The organism is Gammaproteobacteria bacterium (assembly GCA_016705365.1).
Lineage (GTDB): Bacteria > Pseudomonadota > Gammaproteobacteria > Pseudomonadales > UBA5518 > UBA5518.
In genome coordinates this window covers 628,937-647,482 of the sequence record JADIYI010000009.1, presented here as the reverse complement: position 1 = coordinate 647,482, position 18,546 = coordinate 628,937, and the positions used below count along the sequence as shown (strand labels likewise).

Here is an 18,546-nt window from a genome sequence, read left to right as displayed (position 1 = left end):
CGTCCCGGTTCGCTACGAAAACCCCGGCTTGTCCGGGGTTTTTTTATGGTGCTTGGAAATTGAAATCGCGGGGCATACACTGCTTTGATCGTCAACAAGGCCCGCGGTGTCGGCGACCGGGTACGAAAGCGATGCCGCAAACGGGAAAAGCCCGAACGACTGACGCCCGACAAGACGAATGATTGATTTCACGAAACGGAGGGAAGATGTCGATACTTTCAGCTGCCGGATTTGAATTCCTCATGCGGTGGGGACATTTTCTGGCCGGTATCACCTGGATCGGGCTGCTCTACTATTTCAACTTCGTGCAGGGCGAGTACTTCAAGGAAGCGACCCCCGACGCAAAAGCCGATGCGGTCAAGAAACTCGTACCGCGTGTGCTGTGGTGGTTTCGCTGGGGTGCGATGTTCACGTTCCTGACCGGCACGGCCATCCTGCTGCGGCGCGGGCATCCGACCAATGCCTGGACCTTCGATATCACGATCGGCGCCCTGCTCGGGACCCTGATGTTCCTGAACGTGTGGCTGATCATCTGGCCGGCGCAGAAAATCATCTGCGGTATCGTGCAGGGTGATGCGGCCGCCGCCGGGCCCAGGGCCCTGCTTGCCTCGCGTACCAACACCCTGTTCTCGGGCCCGATGCTGATGTTCATGGCCGCTTCCGCACATCTTCCCCACGGGCTGCTCGGCAGCGCCAGTCGGCCGGCCCTGTGGCTGGTGGTTGCGATCATCGCCGCGCTGCAGTTCAACGCAATGAAGGGCAAGGTCGGTCCGCTGGCTTCGGTCAAGGGCGTGATCCACTGCTCGATCGCCCTCGCGGTGCTACTGTGGCTGATCATGGACCTGTTGTGATTCCGTACTAGTTCGGCAAGAAAGGGGCCTCTGGTCCCTTTCTTGTTGAATATAATGAAACCGTTTCGAGCCGACGCGTAATTCCATGCCCAGTTCAGACGACAAGCTGACTGATATTCCGCGCATCGTCCCACAACGCGACGATGATGCCTCGTATCGGCGCCAGCGCACCGACAGCAGCAGCGAAGCACGCAAGACAGCCCGTGCCGCAAAACCTGCCGGCGAGGGTTCTGCCGCCGGGGGCTGGCGCTATGTGGCGGCGCTTGCACTGGTGGTCGCGCTTGCCGCCACGGCCATCGCCGGTTTGCTCTACCAGCAGGGCGTGCAACTCAGCGCCGCACTGGCCCAGTCGAACCTGCGCATTGCCGACCTCGAGGGACGCCTGTCGACAACCGATGACAGCGTCAACGAGTCGAGTGCCTCGATGCAGGTGAAGATCAAGGACCTGGCGGGCGAGATCGACAAGCTGTGGGCCTCGGCCTGGCGCAAGAACGGCTCGCGCATCGACGAACTCGAAGCAGCGCTGCAGAAAGCCGCGGCAGCCGGCGCCGCGGACCGTAAACAGCTCGCCGCCATTGCCGCCACCCAGCAGAAAGTCGAGCAGCAGGTGTCCGCAAACCAGGGTGTCGCGCTGATACTGGCAACCGTGAAGGAGCAGCAGGCAAAGCAGGAGTCGACGATCGCGCGCCTCGGCAGCACCGTCAACGGGCTGTCGAATACCCAGCGTGCGCAGGAGGCGCGGCTCAAGGAAAACGAGCAGTGGGTGCAGTCGAATATCGAATTCCGCAAGCAGGTTGCACAACGCCTGACGCGTCTCGAGAACCCCGCTACGGCCCTGCCCGCGCAATAGGGAGCAGGGGGCGGATCCGGGGCCCGGCGATTGTGTACAATCTGCACCCCGCATCCGGAGCAGTACCATGGCTGTGATCAAGCAGGAAGATCTGGTCGCGAGCGTGGCCGACGCGCTGCAGTTCATCTCGTATTACCATCCGGTGGACTTCATCCAGGCGATGCACAAGGCGTGGCTGCGTGAGCAGAACCCGGCCGCGCGCGATGCGATCGCGCAGATCCTGATCAATTCGCGCATGTGTGCCGAGGGCCATCGCCCCATCTGCCAGGACACGGGCATCGTGACGGTGTTCGTGCGGGTTGGCATGAACGTGCGCTGGGACGGCGCAACGCTGGCGGTCGATGAAATGATCAACGAAGGCGTGCGCCGCGCCTATCTCGATCCCGACAACGTGCTGCGCGCTTCGATCCTTTCCGATCCGGCCGGTGCGCGCAAGAACACCCGTGACAATACGCCGGCAGTGATTCATTACCAGCTGGTGCCCGGGGACACGCTGGATGTGCATGTCGCGGCCAAGGGCGGCGGCAGCGAGAACAAGTCCAAGCTCGCGATGCTCAACCCCTCCGATTCGATCGTTGACTGGGTGCTGAAGACCGTGCCGACCATGGGCGCGGGCTGGTGTCCTCCCGGGATGCTCGGCATCGGTATCGGCGGCACCGCGGAGAAGGCCGCGGTGCTGGCCAAGGAATCGTTGCTCGATCCGGTCGATATCCACGAGTTGATGGAACGCGGACCCCGCAGTCGTATCGAGGAATTGCGGCTGGAGTTGTTCGAGAAGGTGAACCAGCTCGGCATCGGTGCCCAGGGCCTCGGCGGGCTGAGCACGGTGCTCGACGTGAAGATCCGCGACTATCCGACCCACGCGGCCAGCCTGCCGGTTGCGATGATCCCCAATTGCGCCGCTACCCGCCATGCGCACTTCGTGCTCGATGGCAGCGGCCCGGTACGCCAGGAGGCACCCTCGCTCGACGCCTGGCCCGATATCACCTGGGAGGCGGGAAGCGCGCGTCGGGTGAACCTCGACGGACTGAGCCGCGAGGATCTGCAGGACTGGAAAACCGGTGAAACCGTGCTGTTGTCCGGGCACATGCTCACCGGGCGCGATGCCGCGCACAAGAAGATCACCGAGATGCTGGCGCGTGGCGAAACGCTGCCGGTCGATCTGAAAAACCGCTTCATCTATTACGTCGGCCCGGTCGATCCGGTGCGTGACGAGGTGGTAGGGCCTGCCGGGCCCACCACCGCGACCCGCATGGACAAGTTCACGCGCACGCTGCTCGAGCAAACCGGCCTGATCGGGATGATCGGCAAATCCGAGCGCGGTCCGGCCGCGATCGAGGCGATCCGCGATAACCGGGCCGTTTACCTGATGGCGGTCGGCGGCGCGGCCTACCTGGTGTCGAAGGCGATCACCAGCGCCAGGGTGCTGGCATTTCCGGAACTCGGCATGGAGGCGATATACGAATTCGAGGTCAAAGACATGCCGGTGACGGTGGCGGTGGATGCGCGCGGCGAATCCGTGCACACCACCGGCCCGAAAATCTGGCAGGCCAGGATCGCCGCCGAACATATCGCGGTAGGCTAGGAGCGCGTCGGGCCGGGGCTTCGCAAGCGGGGCTGGCTTTCGGCTCCGCCCGCACCAACGGAGACCACCCATCGGGGGCAAGGATGCAGCACACGTTCTATTGGCTCGACTACGAAACCTTCGGTGCCGATCCGGTCCGCGACCGGCCGGCGCAATTCGCGGGCGTGCGCACCGATGGGGAGCTGAATGAAATCGGCGAGTCCTTGCTTCTCTACTGCCGTCCGTCTCCGGATTATCTGCCGCACCCCGAAGCCTGCCTGATCACCGGCATAACGCCGCAGCTGGCGCGCGCGCGAGGTCTGGCCGAGCGCGATTTCATTGCGCGGATTCTCGCCGAGCTCGCCGTGCCCGGCACCTGCGGGGTCGGCTACAACAGCCTGCGCTTCGATGATGAAGTCACCCGTCACACCCTGTTCCGCAATTTCCACGACCCGTACGAGCGCGAGTGGCGCAATGGCAACACGCGCTGGGACCTGATCGATGTGCTGCGCATGACGCGCACCCTGCGCCCGCAGGGCATCGAATGGCCGTGCAAGGACGATGGGCGACCAAGCTTCCGGCTCGGGGACCTGACGCGTGCCAACGGCATCGAACATGGCGCCGCGCACGATGCACTGGCGGACGTGCGTGCCACGCTCGCGCTGGCGCGGTTGCTGCGCGCGCAGCAACCGAAGCTGTTCGAATACGCGCTGCTGGCGCGTGACAAGGCCTGGGCCAAGCGCGTGCTGAACGTGGTGGAGCGCAAGCCGTTGTTGCATTTTTCATCACGTTTTCCGGCCGAGCAGGGTTGTGCGGCGCTGGTGGTGCCGCTGGCGATCCACCCGGCGAATGCGAATTCGGTGATCAGTTGCAACCTGTTGCTCGACCCGGAGCCGCTACTCACCCTGGATGCCGAGGTATTGCGCCAGTACCTCTACACCCGGACCGGGGATCTGCCGCCGGGCATGGACCGTATCCCGCTCAAGGAAATCCATATCAACAAGTGCCCGATGGTCGTACCTGCCGCGATGCTGGATGCCGGGGCCGCCGCGCGCTGGGGAATCGATATCGAGCGCTGCCACGCCAATCTCGAGCGCCTGAACGCCGCGCCGGACCTGACGCGGAAACTGCGCGAGATTTTCACGCCGCCACGCGGACGCGAAGCCGTTGACGTGGACTTCTCCCTGTATGCAGGCAGCTTTCTCGCTGAACCCGACAAGCGGCTTGCGGCGCAGGTGCGAACACTGTCGCCGGATCAGCTGGCGGAACGCGATTTTGCCTTTGCGGACCCGCGCCTGCAGGAGCTGCTGTTCCGCTATCGTGCCCGCAACTATCCGGACACATTGAGCGCGCCGGAACGGTTGCTTTGGCAGGAGCATTGCACGGCGCGCCTGAGAGGGGCCGGGGAGAGGGGCTTGCTGAACTGCGAAAGCTACCACGCCTCGATCGCGAAGCTGCGCCAGGAGCGCGCCACCGATGCCCGCGCCCAGGCGCTGCTCGATGAGTTGCAGGACTACGCGCTCGAGCTGTCCTGTTGAGCCTTCGGACAGGAATTGCCGGGCCAGCGCAGCCACCACGCGAGATATTCGATGAGCAACGGGATTGAACACGCGCGCGAGACCCGCGCCCGCATCGGCCTGCTGAAGCCGGCGGTGGGCTTTTTGCGCCCGTACTGGAGGCGGGTAATCGCTGCTTCGGCGGCGCTGGTGTTCACGGCCGGGGTCAGCCTCAGCCTGGGGCAGGGAATGCGCATCCTGGTGGATGAGGGCTTTGTTTCGGGTTCGCAGCAGCAGCTGAACCACGCCGTGCTGGTGTTCATGGGGATCGTGCTGCTGCTGGCGGCCGGAACCTTCACCCGTTTCTACCTCGTGTCCTGGATAGGCGAGCGGGTTACCGCGGATATCCGCCGCGCGGTGTTCGATCATGTGATCCGTCTTCATCCGGCATTCTTCGAAACCAACGGCAGCGGCGAGATCCAGTCGCGGATCACCGCGGACACCACGCTGCTGCAGACCGTCATCGGCTCGACGGTGTCGATTGCGCTGCGCAACCTGCTGATATTGATCGGCGGCGTGGTGCTGCTGTTTGTATCGAATCCGCGGCTGACGGGCGTGGTGTTGCTGGCCGTGCCGCTGGTGCTGGTGCCGATCGTGGTGTTCGGGCGGCGGGTACGCAGGCTGTCGCGCAGCAGCCAGGACCGGCTCGCCGACGCCGGGGCTTATGTCGGCGAGACACTCGGCAACATAAAGACCGTGCAGGCCTTCAATCACGAGCAGGTCGATCGTGAGCGCTTCGCCGGACACGTGGAGGAAACCTTCAGGGTCGCGCGGATGCGTATCGTGCAGCGATCCTGGTTATCGACCATTGCATTCGTGCTGGTGCTGGGTGCTATCGCCGCAATGATCTGGGTAGGTGGTCACGACGTGATTTCGGGCCGGACCACGCCCGGGGAACTCACCGCATTCATTTTTTACGCGGTGATGGTGGCGATCGCCACCGGCGCATTGACCGAGGTGATCGGCGATCTGCAGCGTGCCGCCGGCGCGACCGAGCGGTTGATGGAGTTGCTGCACGAAAAGCCGCAGATCCACGCCCCGCTCGATCCGCTGCCATTGCCGGCGCGTCTCGTGGGCGAGATCACCCTGAGCGGGTTGCGTTTCGCCTACCCCTCGAATCCCGATCGGCCGGCCATCGACGGTATCAGCCTCGAGGTTCCAGCCGGCTCCAGCGTGGCGTTGGTGGGTAGTTCGGGTGCGGGGAAATCCACGCTGGTCGATCTGCTGTTGCGCTTCTACGAGCCCGACGGCGGCAGTATCCGGGTCGATGGCATCGATACGCAGCGGGTCGATCCGCAGGCACTGCGGCGCCATTTTGCGCTCGTGCCACAGCATCCGGTGCTGTTTTCCGGATCGGTGCTCGAGAACATCCGTTACGCGGTACCCGATGCCGATGAGGCGGCGATCATTGCCGCGGCCCGGGCGGCCCATGCGGCCGAATTCATCGAGCGACTTCCCGAGGGCTATGCCAGTTTCGTGGGCGAGGGCGGAGTGCGGCTCTCGGGCGGGCAACGCCAGCGCATTGCCATTGCCCGCGCGGTTCTGCGCGACCCGGCGATCCTGCTGCTCGACGAGGCCACCAGCGCACTCGATGCCGACAGCGAGTTCCATGTGCAGCAGGCATTGCAGACCCTGATGCAGGGCCGCACCACGCTGGTGATTGCGCATCGCCTGGCCACGGTACGGCGGGTTGATCGCATCGTGGTGCTGGACCATGGACGTATTGTCGCTACCGGCTCGCACGAGGAGTTGCTGGCCGGCTCGCCGCTCTACGCGCGCTGGGCGGCGCTGCAATTCGTGGATGAATGAGGCGCGGCGAGCGGGTAGACTACCGCCGGTTTGTGGGCATCTCCTGGTGGGTGGAACAGCGCAGATGGAATTCGCCGGTTCACATATTCTGTCGGTCGCACAGTTCGAGCGCGCGGATATCGAAAAGGTATTCGACGTGGCCGACTCCATGTTGCCCTACGCGCAACGGCGCCGCATCACCCGGGTGCTGGAAGGCGCGATTCTCGGCAACATGTTTTTCGAGCCCAGCACCCGTACCCGGGTGAGCTTTGGATGTGCGTTCAATCTGCTCGGCGGCGAAGTGCGCGAGACCACCGGGATCGAGAACTCCGCGATCGCCAAGGGCGAGTCGCTCTACGACACGGCGCGGGTGATCAGCGGTTACAGCGACATCATTGCAATGCGCCATCCAGGCGAGGGATCGGTGGCCGAGTTCGCGGCCGCGAGCCGGGTGCCGGTCATCAACGGCGGTGATGGCGCCAACGAACATCCGACCCAGGCATTGCTCGATCTGTACACGATCCGCAAGGAGGTCCGCCATCGCGGCGGCACCATCGACGGGCTGCGCATCGCGATGATCGGCGATTTGCGCTACGGGCGGACCGTTCACTCGCTGGCCAAGCTGTTGTGCTGCTTCCGGCGCGTCAGCCTGGTGTGCATATCTCCCGCGGAACTGCGCCTGCCCGGCGAGATCGTCGAGCAGCTGCGCGCGAGCGGACACACGGTGCTCGAGGCAGACACCATGGAGCAGTCCATTGCGCACGTCGATATTGCCTACGCAACGCGCATCCAGGAGGAACGGTTCGCGAGCCGCGAGGACGCCAATCTCTACCGTGGACGCTTTCGCCTGAACCAGGCGATCTACACCCAGTTCTGCGAGCCGAACACCGTGATCATGCACCCGCTGCCACGCGACTCGCGTTCGGAGGCCAACGAACTCGACATCGATCTCAACGAGAACCCGAATCTCGCGATTTTCCGCCAGACCGACAACGGCGTGCTGGTACGCATGGCATTGTTTGCCATGGTGCTCGATGTGACGGCGCAGGTCGCCAGCTACGCGGCGAAGGTGAGCTGGTATACGGGCAAGCGCTTCGGTGACTGAGTTCGATCGCGCCGATTTCGAGATTCTCGAGGAGTCTGTTCCCTGGGGCGGGTTCTGGAAGCTCAAGGTCTTCAGGCTGCGCCATCGCTTGTTTGCCGGTGGCTGGTCACCGACGCTGCGGCGGGAGCTGCATTGCCGCGGCGAGGCGGTAGGCGTGCTGCTCTATGACCCCTTGCTCGATGCGATCGGCGTGGTGGAGCAGTTCCGTGTCGGTGCCGCATTTCGCCCGGGCAGTCCGTGGTTGCTGGAGCTGGTTGCCGGACTGATGGAGGAAGGCGAGACGCCGCAACAGGTGGCGCGACGCGAGGCGCTCGAGGAGTCCGGGTGCGAGGTGCAGGAATTGCTGCCGGTGGCGGAGTATTTCTCCAGTCCCGGCGGCACGGACGAATATTTTCACCTGTTTTGCGCCCGCACCGACTTGAGCGATGTCGGGCTGCTGCATGGCGAGCCGGGTGAGCACGAGGATATTCGTCTGCACGTCATCGCCTTCGACGAGGCATTGCGGATGCAGCAGCAGGGACGGTTCAACAATGCCCACACCCTGATTGCGCTGCAATGGCTGGCCAGCCGGCGTGACGAGGTGCGACGCGCGTGGAGCTAGCCCGTTTTTTCCTGGCAATCGCGCCCGACGAATTGCTGCGTGGGCAGCTGGCATCCCTGTGCGCAACGCTGAAGCCGCGTTTTGCCACCGAGCCGTGGCGCTGGGTAGCGAGCGAAAACTACCATCTCACGCTGGCCTTCATCGGCACCGTGCGGCGCTCGGACATTGCCCGCACCGCTCCCCGTCTTGCCCTGGTGATGGCGGGACTCGAGCATTTCGGGTATCGCCTGACCCGTCTCGGCTGCTTTCCCGATACCCGGCGTCCGCGCGCGATCGCGGCCTTGCCTGAGCGGCAGGCGGCTTTGGAGAGCTGGCAGGTGCCGCTGGTAGCGGCTCTCGAGGCGGGGGGAATCGCGGTGGAACGACGCGCCTTTCGTGCGCATCTCACGCTCGCACGCTGGCGTGGCAGACAGGCTCCGGCCCGGCCGCTGGAGGAGACCATCGCGCTGCAGGGCGTGGCGAACGCCATCGTGATGTACGAGAGCCGTGACGGGCGTTACCTGCCGCAGTTCACTCTCGCCGCCGGCAGGGGGGCGAACCATGCCCGATAGCGCGCGGACACAGACCGGCAAGCGCCTGTTCCGCTCCAGCTTGACCGTGGGCGCGATGACCATGATCTCGCGTGTCGCCGGCCTGGTGCGCGACGTGGTGCTGGCCACGATGTTTGGTGCCGCCGCGAACGCGGATGCGTTCTATATCGCTTTCCGGATTCCACAGTTCCTGCGTCGCCTGTTCGCCGAGGGAGCTTTCTCGCAGGCCTTCGTGCCGGTGCTTTCGGAGTACCGGGCGACCCGCAGCGTGGCCGAGGTCAAGGTGCTGGTCGATGCGGTCTCCGGCGTGCTCGGGGCGGCGCTGCTCAGTGTGACGGCATTGATCGTGATCGCGGCGCCCGTGGTGACGCTGGTGTTTGCGCCCGGGTTTCTGCAGATGCCGGAAAAAATGGCGCTGACCACCCAGCTGATCCGTATCACGTTCCCGTACCTGTTCCTGATTTCGATGACGGGGTTTGCCGGCGCGGTGCTGAACAGTTATGCGCGTTTCGCGGTGCCCGCGTTCACGCCGGTATTCCTGAACCTGACGCTGATCGCCGGTGCGGTGCTGGCCTCACCGTACTTCGCCGAACCGACCTTTGCGCTCGCCTGGGCGGTGCTGGTGGCGGGCCTGGTCCAGCTGGTGTTCCAGATCCCGTTCATCGCGCGCATCGGCATGCTGCCGCGGCCACGCCTCGATATCCGTCACGAGGGGGTGCGCCGCATCCTGAAGCTGATGCTGCCGGCGCTGTTCGGGGTGTCGGTCAGCCAGATCAATCTGCTGCTCGATACCGTGCTCGCTTCGTTTTTGCCAACCGGAAGCGTGTCCTGGCTGTATTTTTCCGAGCGCCTGACCGAATTGCCGCTGGGTGTGTTCGGCATCGCGATCGCGACGGTGATCCTGCCGGGCCTGTCGCGCGAGTTCTCGACCCGGTCCGCCGAGGAATTCCGCCATACGCTCGACTGGGCGATCAGGATGATCTGCATGATCGGGCTGCCGGCGAGTTTCGCGCTGCTGATTCTTGCCCGGCCGATACTCTCCACCTTGTTCCAGTATGGAGCGCTCACCGCGCGTGATGTCGAGATGGCTTCGCTCAGCCTGTCGGCGATGGCGCTCGGCTTGCCCGCGTTCATGGTGATCAAGGTGCTGGCCTCGGCTTACTACTCGCGCCAGGACATGCGCACCCCGGTGCTGATCGGCATCAAGGCCATGGTTGCCAACATGGTGCTGAACCTGCTGTTCGTGGTGCCGTTGCACCTGCTATGGCAGGTTGGTCACGCAGGCCTGTCGTTGGCGACCACCTGTTCAGCCTATCTCAATGCCGGCTTGCTGCTGAGCGGCCTGATGCGCCGGGACATCTATCGCCCGGAGCGGGGCTTCCTGGCCGATATCGGACGGATCGCGCTGGCGACGGCGCTGATGGCAGGGGTGTTGCTGCTGGCCGGCGGCTGGCTGCACGGCCTGGCGGAGCTGCCGTGGCCGCAGCGCGTGCTGCGCCTCGCCGGGGTGTGCGGAGCGGGAATGGTCATGTATTTCGGGGCGCTGTGGCTGCAGCAGCCGCGCTTCCTGCAACATGCACGCGCTCGTAGCGGACGTTGAAACCCGTGCTCGGCTATAATCGCCCGCTTTGGCCGCGGTACCCGGGAGCGAGGGCTTGGAACTGATACGCGGGCTGCACAATCTGCGTGAGCGTCATCGCGGCAGTGTTGCGACCATCGGTGCGTTCGACGGCGTGCATCGCGGTCATCAGGCGGTGCTCGGCGATGTGCTGACGCGCGCGCGCATGCTCGGCCTGCCCGCAACCGTGATCGTGTTCGAGCCATTGCCACGGGAGTACTTCGCGCCGCTGCAATCGCCGCCGAGATTGATGAGTTTTCGCGAGAAATTCGCCGTGCTGCGCGATCTGGGCATCGATCGCGTATTGCGCATCCGCTTCGATCGGAGTTTCAGCGCCATGGGCGCGACGGAGTTCATCCGCACCGTGTTCGTGGATGGCCTCGGCGCGCGTTACATCGTGGTTGGTGATGATCTGCGCTTCGGGCACGACCGCGAGGGCAATATCGAGATGTTGCGCGAGGCGGGCGCGCGCGTTGGTTTCGAGGTCAAGGCAACCAGTACCGTGGAGGTGCAGGACGAGCGGATAAGCAGCACGCGGTTGCGCGCGGTGCTCGGCGAGGGGGATTTTGCTGCTGCCGAACGCCTGCTCGGCAGACCCTATTTCATGACGGGCAAGGTGGTCTACGGGCGCCAGCTCGGTGCGAAGATCGGCATTCCTACCGCAAACCTCGAGTTGCACCGTTACCGGGCAGCGCTCGCCGGCGTGTATATCGTCGAGGTGCGTGGTATCGGCGACGCGCTGCTGCCGGCGGTGGCCAACGTGGGCACGCGCCCGACGGTGGACGACGGGATCAAGGCAAATCTCGAGGTGCATATCCTCGACTTCGCGCAGGATATCTATGGGCGCACCATCGACGTGATTTTCCGCAAGCGGATTCGCGAGGAACGCAAGTTCGGTTCGCTCGATGAATTGAAGGCCCGGATCGGAACCGATGTCTCGATCGCGCGCACCCATTTCGGGCTCGAGCGCGGGCCACAAAAGGCATGGAACGGCTAAGGCATGGCTGATTACAAACACACCCTGAATCTTCCTCAGACCGGGTTCGCAATGAAGGCGAACCTTGCCACCCGCGAGCCCGAGACGCTCGCGCGCTGGCAGCAGGAAGGCCTCTACGAGCAGATCCGCGCTGCGCGGCGCGGGCACCCGAAATTCATCCTGCACGATGGCCCGCCCTACGCGAACGGCGAGATTCATATCGGCCATGCGGTGAACAAGATCCTGAAGGACGTGATCGTGAAGTCGCGCACGCTTGCCGGCTTCGACGCGCCCTATGTGCCGGGCTGGGACTGCCACGGGCTGCCGATAGAGCTCAACGTCGAGAAGAAGGTCGGCAAGGCCGGGGTGAAGATCTCCCATCACGAATTCCGCAGCCACTGCCGCCACTACGCGCGTGCCCAGATGGAGCGCCAGCGGGAGGACTTCATCCGTCTCGGGGTGCTGGGCGACTGGCAGAATCCGTACCTGACGATGGACTTTGCCTTCGAGGCCGACATCGTGCGCGCGCTCGGCCAGATCGTGGCCAACGGCCACCTCGAGAAGGGTTTCAAGCCGGTTCACTGGTGCATGGATTGCGGTTCCGCGCTGGCGGAGGCCGAGGTCGAGTACCTGGAAAAAACCTCACCCGCGGTGGATGTGCGTTTTGACGCGGTGGATGGTGTTGCGCTGGCAAGGTGTTTTGGCATCGAGCTGGAAGCGGGCGCGCGGGTCTCGGTGCCCATCTGGACCACCACGCCGTGGACCTTGCCGGCAAACTTGGCCGTGGCGCTGAACCCTGCGCTTCCCTATGTGCTGGTGAAATGTGCCGCCGGCGATTACCTGGTGCTGGCCCAAGCACTGGCACGCCAGGCGCTGGCGCGCTATGGCATCGACAGCTTCGAGTTGCTGGCCGAGGCGCCGGGTGCGGCGCTCGAGCGCCAGCTCCTGCGCCACCCTTTTCTCGAACGCGAGGTGCCGCTGATTCTCGGTGCGCATGTCACCACCGATGCCGGAACCGGCGCGGTGCATACCGCTCCCGGGCATGGCCTGGATGATTATGTGGTCGGCCAGGCCTATGGGCTCGAGGTGCTGAACCCGGTGGACGGACAGGGTGTGTTCGTCGAGGGCACCCCCTTCGTGGCCGGACAATACGTGTTCAAGGCCAACGCGGTCCTCGTGGAGTTGTTGCGCGCGCGCGGTGCGTTGCTGAACGATGTGGCCTACCAGCACAGCTACCCGCACTGCTGGAGGCACAAGTCGCCGGTTATTTTCCGCGCCACGCCGCAGTGGTTCGTGAGCATGAACGGCAACGGGCTGCTGGCGAGTGCGCGCAGCGCGATCGACAGCGTGCAGTTCGTGCCCTCCTGGGGGCGCGCGCGCATCGAGGGCATGCTCGAGGAGCGGCCGGACTGGTGCATCTCGCGGCAGCGCACCTGGGGTGTGCCGATCGCCCTGTTCGCGCACAAGCAGACAGGGGCGTTGCATCCGCGCACGGCGGAGCTGATCGAGACGGCGGCGCTGCGGATCGAGCAGCAGGGCATCGATGCCTGGTTTGCCATCGATGCCGAGGAGCTGCTCGGTGATGATGCCGTGCACTATGACAAGGTGCTCGACACCCTCGATGTGTGGTTCGATTCGGGCGTGACCCACGCCTGCGTGCTGAAGCGGCGCCCGGAGCTGCAGTTTCCCGCGGATCTCTATCTCGAAGGCTCGGATCAGCACCGCGGCTGGTTCCAGTCATCGCTGCTCACATCGAGCGGAATCAACGCCAGTGCGCCGTACAAGGCAGTGCTGACCCACGGGTTTACCGTTGACAGCGCCGGGCACAAGATGTCGAAGTCGCGCGGTAACGTGATTGCTCCCCAGCAGGTCATGAAGACGCTCGGCGCGGATATCCTGCGTTTGTGGGTCGCGGCCACCGATTATCGTGCCGAGATGGCGGTGTCGGACGAGATCTTCCGGCGTACTGCGGATTCCTACCGGCGCATCCGCAATACCGCGCGTTTCCTGCTGTCCAACCTGGCGGGATTCGACCCCGCTGCGCATCGTGTCGGTGCGGACCGGATGCTCGCGCTCGACCGCTGGGTGCTGGACCGCACGCTGTTGTTGCAACGCGAGATCGTCGAAGCCTACGAGAACTACCAGTTCCACCTGATCTACCAGAAGCTGCACAATTTCTGCGTGACCGATCTCGGAGGCTTCTATCTCGACGTGATCAAGGATCGCCAGTACACCACGCGCGCCGACAGCGTGGCGCGTCGTTCCGCGCAGACCGCGTTGTTCGATGTGCTGGAGGCCATGGTGCGCTGGATAGCACCGATTCTGAGTTTTACCGCCGACGAGATCTGGCGCTGCATGGCTGGCGAGCGCTCCACCCCGGTGTTTGCAGCGCTGTGGTATGAACAACTGGCCGAAATTCCCGCGGACGCCGAACTCGGGCGCGACTTCTGGCAGCTTGCGATGCAGGTCAAGAGCGAGGTGAACAGGGAGCTGGAACGTCAGCGCAACGAGGGTGCGGTTGGTGCGACCTTGTCCGCCGAGCTCACCCTCTATTGCAATCCGGCGCTGGCCGGGATGCTGGGCCGGCTCGGCGATGAGCTGCGCTTCGTGCTGATCACCTCTGCCGCGCGTATCGAATCCGATGAGCAGGCACCCGCCGCGGCCGTGGCTACCGCGATTCCGGGCCTCAAGGTGCTGGCGCGGGCATCCGCAGCCCCCAAGTGCGTGCGTTGCTGGCACCACCGCGAGGATGTGGGCAGCCATGAGGCGCACCCGGAGCTGTGCGGGCGCTGCGTGGAAAATGTCGATGGTGCGGGCGAGGTTCGCCGCCATGCCTGACCAGGTGCGGCGCCCCGTTGGCAGCGGTTCACCCCGCAACGTCCCGGACAGGTTCTGATGCACGCGCTGCGCTGGTACATGCTGAGCCTGGTCGTCGTCGTGCTCGACCACGCCACCAAGTGGCTGGCGAGCGCCAGGCTCGATTATGGCGTGCCGCTCGTGCTGGCGCCGGTATTCGATCTCACGCTGCTGCACAACCGCGGTGCGGCGTTCAGTTTTCTCAGTGACGCCGGCGGCTGGCAACGCTGGTTCTTTGGCGTGGTTGCGTTGCTGGTGAGCGGCTGGATTGCGTTGTGGATGAATCGTCTGCCACGCAACAAGCGCTGGCTCGCTGCCAGCCTGGCGCTGATTCTCGGTGGCGCGCTCGGCAACCTGATCGACCGCATGTTGCTCGGCTACGTGGTGGATTTCATTTCGGTACATTGGGGCACGAGTTATTTTCCGGCCTTCAACATCGCCGATTCCGCGATCACGCTGGGCGCGATCATGATGGCCGTCGAAGTGCTGTTTCTCGACCGGGGAGAGGATGATCGTGCAGATCAGGCTGGCTAATCCGCGCGGCTTCTGCGCCGGCGTGGATCGGGCGATCGAAATCGTCAACCGAGCGCTCGAAGTGTTCGGTGCGCCGATCTATGTGCGCCATGAAGTGGTCCACAACAAGTTCGTGGTCGATGATCTGCGCGCGCGCGGTGCGATATTCGTCGACGAGCTCGATGAAGTGCCGGACGGGGTGATCGTGATTTTCAGCGCGCACGGCGTTTCGCAGGCGGTGCAGACGGAGGCGGCCCGCCGGCGGCTCAAGGTGTTCGACGCTACCTGTCCGCTGGTGACCAAAGTCCATATGGAGGTCGCGCGCTACAGCCGTCAGGGCCATGAATGCGTGCTGATCGGGCATGCCGGGCACCCCGAAGTCGAAGGCACCATGGGCCAGTACGACGAGACAAGCGGCGGGCGCATCTATCTGGTCGAGAGCGCGGAGCAGGTGGATGCGCTGAGCGTGCGCAATCCCGAAACGCTGTCCTATGTCACCCAGACCACGCTGTCGGTGGATGACACGGCGATAGTGATCGACGCGTTGCGCCGCCGATATCCGCTGATCCAGGGGCCGCGCAAGGACGATATCTGCTACGCGACCCAGAATCGGCAGGATGCAGTCAAGCAACTTGCCGGTGAATGCGATCTGGTGCTCGTGGTCGGTTCGCCCAACAGCTCGAACTCCAATCGCCTGGCGGAACTTGCCCGCCGCATCGGCACCGAGGCGTACCTCATCGATTCGGCCGAGGATATCCGGGCGCAGTGGCTCCAGGGCAGGCAGACGATCGGGGTCACGGCGGGCGCATCCGCCCCCGAGGTGCTGGTGCGCCGCGTGGTGGAGCGCCTGCAGGCGCTTGGCGCCACGGCGCCGGAGGAAATGAGCGGGCGCATCGAGACCATCACCTTCTCCATGCCGCGCGAACTGCGGCAGGCCGAGCCCAAACACTAGTTCAGGCAACAATCGACCGCTCGTCCTCGCCCGGCAACCGTTCGTCGGACATCGGTTGCCGCGGATCGCCGTAATGTTACGGTTGGCTTGAGAACGGATCTCTCCCTTCACTGGCAAATGGAATTGCAACGGTGATGACCTCAACCAACTCCGCTATTGGACCGCGCGCACGAGCGCGCGGTTTTTCGCTGATCGAACTGGTCGTGGCGCTCGCGATGACGGGGATACTTGTCGCGATCGCATTGCCCGGTTACCGGCAACACATCCTGCGTGGCCATCGCTCCGCGGCACAGGGGCAGATGCTGGATATTGCCAACCGGCAACTTCAATTCCTGCTGGCCAACCGCGGTTACGCCGGCAGTTTCGCGGCGCTGGGATATGCGCTGCCACCCGAGCTGGCAACGCGTTACCGCTGCGAGAGCATGCTCGGCGTCGACACGGTTCCATCGTTCAGGATCAACTGTACCGCGATCGGTGCGCAGAGCGACGACGGAGACCTCAGCCTGAGCAGCGCCGGAGTCAGGGCCCCGGCAGGCAAATGGTGATGCAGCGCCATCCGCACAAGTCGCGCATGCAGCATGGCGCGCTGTTGATCGAAGTGCTGATCACCCTCGTGATCGTCGTCACGGGTTTGTGGGGCATGGCCAAAGTGCAGGCCCGCCTGCAGCTTTCCGAAATGGAGTCTTATCAGCGCGCGCAGGCCCTGTTACTGCTGAACGACATGGCGAGTCGCATGGCCACCAACCGGGCTGCCGCCGGCAGTTATGCCGTCGCGCTCGACAGCCCGCTGGGTGTGGACATGAACTGTCCCGCCGCCGGCGCAACACCTCCGGAGCGTGACCTCGCCGAATGGTGCGATGCGTTGCAGGGCGCCGCGGAAACCCTCGGGACCGGCAGTACACGCGTCGGTGCGATGATCGGCGGTCGCGGCTGCGTGGAGGATCTTGGCGGCGGACAGTTCATGGTCACGATTGCGTGGCAGGGCATGACGCCGATCGTGGCCCCGCCGGCCAGCGTGGGCTGCGGCAAGGATCGCTATGACGGGGCCCCCGGCACGCCGTGCCAGGGCGATCTGTGCCGGCGTGCGCTCACCACGCTGGTTGGCGTGGCAGCGCTGTGAAACGCATGAGCCCCGGTCGCGCCGGCCTGAATGGCGGCTTCAGCCTGCTCGAGCTGATGGTTGCGCTTGCGCTCGGACTGCTCATCATGACGGCAATGCTGGGCATGTATGTCGATATGTCGCGCATCAACCGGGAAATGGCCGGGACCAACAGCCAGATCGAGAACGCACGCTTTGCGCTGCAATTCCTGCACGGCGATATCGTTCATGGCGGCTACTGGGGCGGATTTGTTCCCGCATTCGACGATTTGAGCTTCGCCGACGTGGCCACCGATGCGCCGGTCTCGTTGCCCGATCCCTGTCTTGCCTATTCGACTCCGTGGAGCGGGGCCTATATCGACTCGCTGATGGGGATCGCAGTCCAGAGCTTCGATGCCTCGCCGGACGGGTGCACGTCGGTGGTCGCGAACATGCAGCCCGATACCGATGTGCTGGTGGTGCGTCATGCGGGAACCTGCGTTCCCGGCACCGTCGGTTGCGAGCCAGACATGGCTGGCAAACTCTATTTCCAGACGAGTTTCTGCGAGCTGGAAAATGCCACGCGCTATCTGCTCGGTACTTCGGGTTTTGGGCTGCACGGGCGCACCTGCGTGGCGGGCACGCCGGCCGGAGGGCCGCTGGCCCCGAAACGCCGCTTTGTCTCGAACATCTATTACATCCGCAATTTCTCGTTGAACCCGGGCGATGGCATCCCGACCCTCGTGCGTTCCGAATTCGATCTGTCCGGCACGACCCTGGCGCACCAGCCGGCGGTCGCGCTGATCGAGGGTATCCAGGGTTTCCGCGTCGAGCTGGGAATCGACAGTCTCGGTGACAGCGGTGCCGCAACGGATTACACCGCGGCGATTGCCTGGGCCGATCCGGAGCTTCGTGATTCGCCGACCAATCGCGGTGATGGCATTCCGGATGGCGCCTTTGTCCGCTGCACCACCGCCTCGCCCTGTACCGTGGCGCAGCTGCGTGATGTGGTCGCGGTTCGGATTTTCCTGCTGGCGCGCGCCAACGAAGTCACGCCGGGCTACACCGATACCAGGAGCTATACCCTCGGGAGTACCACGCTCGGCCCCTTCAATGACGGTTTCAAGCGCCATGTGTTTTCGCGCAGCGTGCGCCTGGTCAATGTAGCGGGCCGGAGGGAGACGCCATGAGCGGGCCACGCGCTGCGCCGCGCCGCCAGCGGGGCGTGGTTACGCTGCTGCTCAGCCTGATCATGCTGCTGCTGATCAGCGTCATGCTCACCGCCGCCTCCACGCTGAGTACCGTGAACCTGCACGGTGTGCGCAATATGCAGCTTCGCGAGGAGGCGCTGGCCGCCGCCAACATGGCAATCGAAGCGCAGCTCGGTTTGCCGTTTACCGACAGGCCGGCGCCGGTGGACGATTTCCCGATCGATATCGATCAGGATGGCGGCGCTGACTATCACGTCGCTATCGCGACTCCCGTTTGCGTGCGCGCAACCCCGGCCGTTGCCGAATCCGTCAGCAGCGTGACGCTGGCGGGAATATCCACGCCTTTCGCCTGGCAGACGATATGGGAACTCGATGCGAGCGTCACCGAGACCGGTAGCGGTGCCTCGATCAGGGTTCGCCAGGGCGTGCGCGTGCTGCTGACCCAGGCCCGGAAGGATGCGGTCTGCGCCTGAGCGCGGACCATCAGGGAGGATCCA

General features: G+C 64.5%; 17 protein-coding genes. All 17 read left to right on the top strand.

The window, feature by feature from the left end:
* The first annotated feature begins 206 nt into the window (after positions 1 to 206).
* Complete coding sequence (locus IPF49_20965) at positions 207 to 851, top strand: urate hydroxylase PuuD (GenBank protein ID MBK6290061.1); 645 nt, start codon at positions 207 to 209, stop codon at positions 849 to 851.
* Between the two features lie 85 nt (positions 852 to 936).
* A complete protein-coding gene (locus IPF49_20960; GenBank protein MBK6290060.1) occupies positions 937 to 1,701 on the top strand; it encodes a hypothetical protein in 765 nt (254 codons plus the stop codon).
* A 67-nt stretch (positions 1,702 to 1,768) separates the two neighbouring features.
* Positions 1,769 to 3,286 (top strand): fumarate hydratase, encoded by a 1,518-nt coding sequence (locus tag IPF49_20955; protein MBK6290059.1) that lies wholly within the window; start codon positions 1,769 to 1,771, stop codon positions 3,284 to 3,286.
* 83 nt (positions 3,287 to 3,369) lie between these two features.
* On the top strand, positions 3,370 to 4,803 hold the full coding sequence (gene sbcB / locus IPF49_20950; protein MBK6290058.1) for an exodeoxyribonuclease I: 1,434 nt from the start codon (positions 3,370 to 3,372) through the stop codon (positions 4,801 to 4,803).
* A gap of 51 nt (positions 4,804 to 4,854) precedes the next feature.
* Positions 4,855 to 6,630: an ATP-binding cassette domain-containing protein gene (locus IPF49_20945; protein MBK6290057.1), complete on the top strand. Its 1,776-nt coding sequence runs from the start codon at positions 4,855 to 4,857 to the stop codon at positions 6,628 to 6,630.
* 64 nt (positions 6,631 to 6,694) lie between these two features.
* A complete protein-coding gene (locus tag IPF49_20940) occupies positions 6,695 to 7,714 on the top strand; it encodes an aspartate carbamoyltransferase (protein MBK6290056.1) in 1,020 nt (339 codons plus the stop codon).
* Positions 7,707 to 8,315 carry an NUDIX domain-containing protein gene (locus tag IPF49_20935; GenBank protein MBK6290055.1) on the top strand — a complete coding sequence of 203 codons (609 nt, stop codon included), beginning with the start codon at positions 7,707 to 7,709 and terminating at the stop codon, positions 8,313 to 8,315. Before IPF49_20940 ends, IPF49_20935 begins: the two co-directional genes overlap by 8 nt.
* Positions 8,306 to 8,866, top strand: coding sequence for an RNA 2',3'-cyclic phosphodiesterase (gene thpR, locus IPF49_20930; GenBank protein MBK6290054.1), 561 nt, complete (start codon positions 8,306 to 8,308; stop codon positions 8,864 to 8,866). Before IPF49_20935 ends, thpR begins: the two co-directional genes overlap by 10 nt.
* A complete protein-coding gene (gene murJ, locus IPF49_20925; protein MBK6290053.1) occupies positions 8,856 to 10,445 on the top strand; it encodes a murein biosynthesis integral membrane protein MurJ in 1,590 nt (529 codons plus the stop codon). Before thpR ends, murJ begins: the two co-directional genes overlap by 11 nt.
* Positions 10,446 to 10,500: 55 nt before the next feature.
* Positions 10,501 to 11,460, top strand: a complete 960-nt coding sequence (gene ribF, locus IPF49_20920) for a bifunctional riboflavin kinase/FAD synthetase (GenBank protein ID MBK6290052.1) — start codon at positions 10,501 to 10,503, stop codon at positions 11,458 to 11,460.
* A gap of 3 nt (positions 11,461 to 11,463) precedes the next feature.
* Complete coding sequence (ileS, locus tag IPF49_20915) at positions 11,464 to 14,277, top strand: isoleucine--tRNA ligase (GenBank protein ID MBK6290051.1); 2,814 nt, start codon at positions 11,464 to 11,466, stop codon at positions 14,275 to 14,277.
* A gap of 57 nt (positions 14,278 to 14,334) precedes the next feature.
* On the top strand, positions 14,335 to 14,829 hold the full coding sequence (locus IPF49_20910; protein MBK6290050.1) for a lipoprotein signal peptidase: 495 nt from the start codon (positions 14,335 to 14,337) through the stop codon (positions 14,827 to 14,829).
* On the top strand, positions 14,810 to 15,760 hold the full coding sequence (gene ispH / locus IPF49_20905) for a 4-hydroxy-3-methylbut-2-enyl diphosphate reductase (protein MBK6290049.1): 951 nt from the start codon (positions 14,810 to 14,812) through the stop codon (positions 15,758 to 15,760). The genes IPF49_20910 and ispH overlap by 20 nt, the downstream gene beginning before the upstream one ends.
* Positions 15,761 to 15,894: 134 nt before the next feature.
* Positions 15,895 to 16,305: a prepilin-type N-terminal cleavage/methylation domain-containing protein gene (locus tag IPF49_20900; protein MBK6290048.1), complete on the top strand. Its 411-nt coding sequence runs from the start codon at positions 15,895 to 15,897 to the stop codon at positions 16,303 to 16,305.
* Positions 16,305 to 16,880, top strand: coding sequence for a pilus assembly protein (locus IPF49_20895; GenBank protein ID MBK6290047.1), 576 nt, complete (start codon positions 16,305 to 16,307; stop codon positions 16,878 to 16,880). Before IPF49_20900 ends, IPF49_20895 begins: the two co-directional genes overlap by 1 nt.
* A 5-nt stretch (positions 16,881 to 16,885) precedes the next feature.
* A complete protein-coding gene (locus IPF49_20890; protein ID MBK6290046.1) occupies positions 16,886 to 18,028 on the top strand; it encodes a PilW family protein in 1,143 nt (380 codons plus the stop codon).
* Positions 18,025 to 18,522, top strand: coding sequence for a hypothetical protein (locus IPF49_20885; protein ID MBK6290045.1), 498 nt, complete (start codon positions 18,025 to 18,027; stop codon positions 18,520 to 18,522). Before IPF49_20890 ends, IPF49_20885 begins: the two co-directional genes overlap by 4 nt.
* Positions 18,523 to 18,546: the final 24 nt, after the last annotated feature.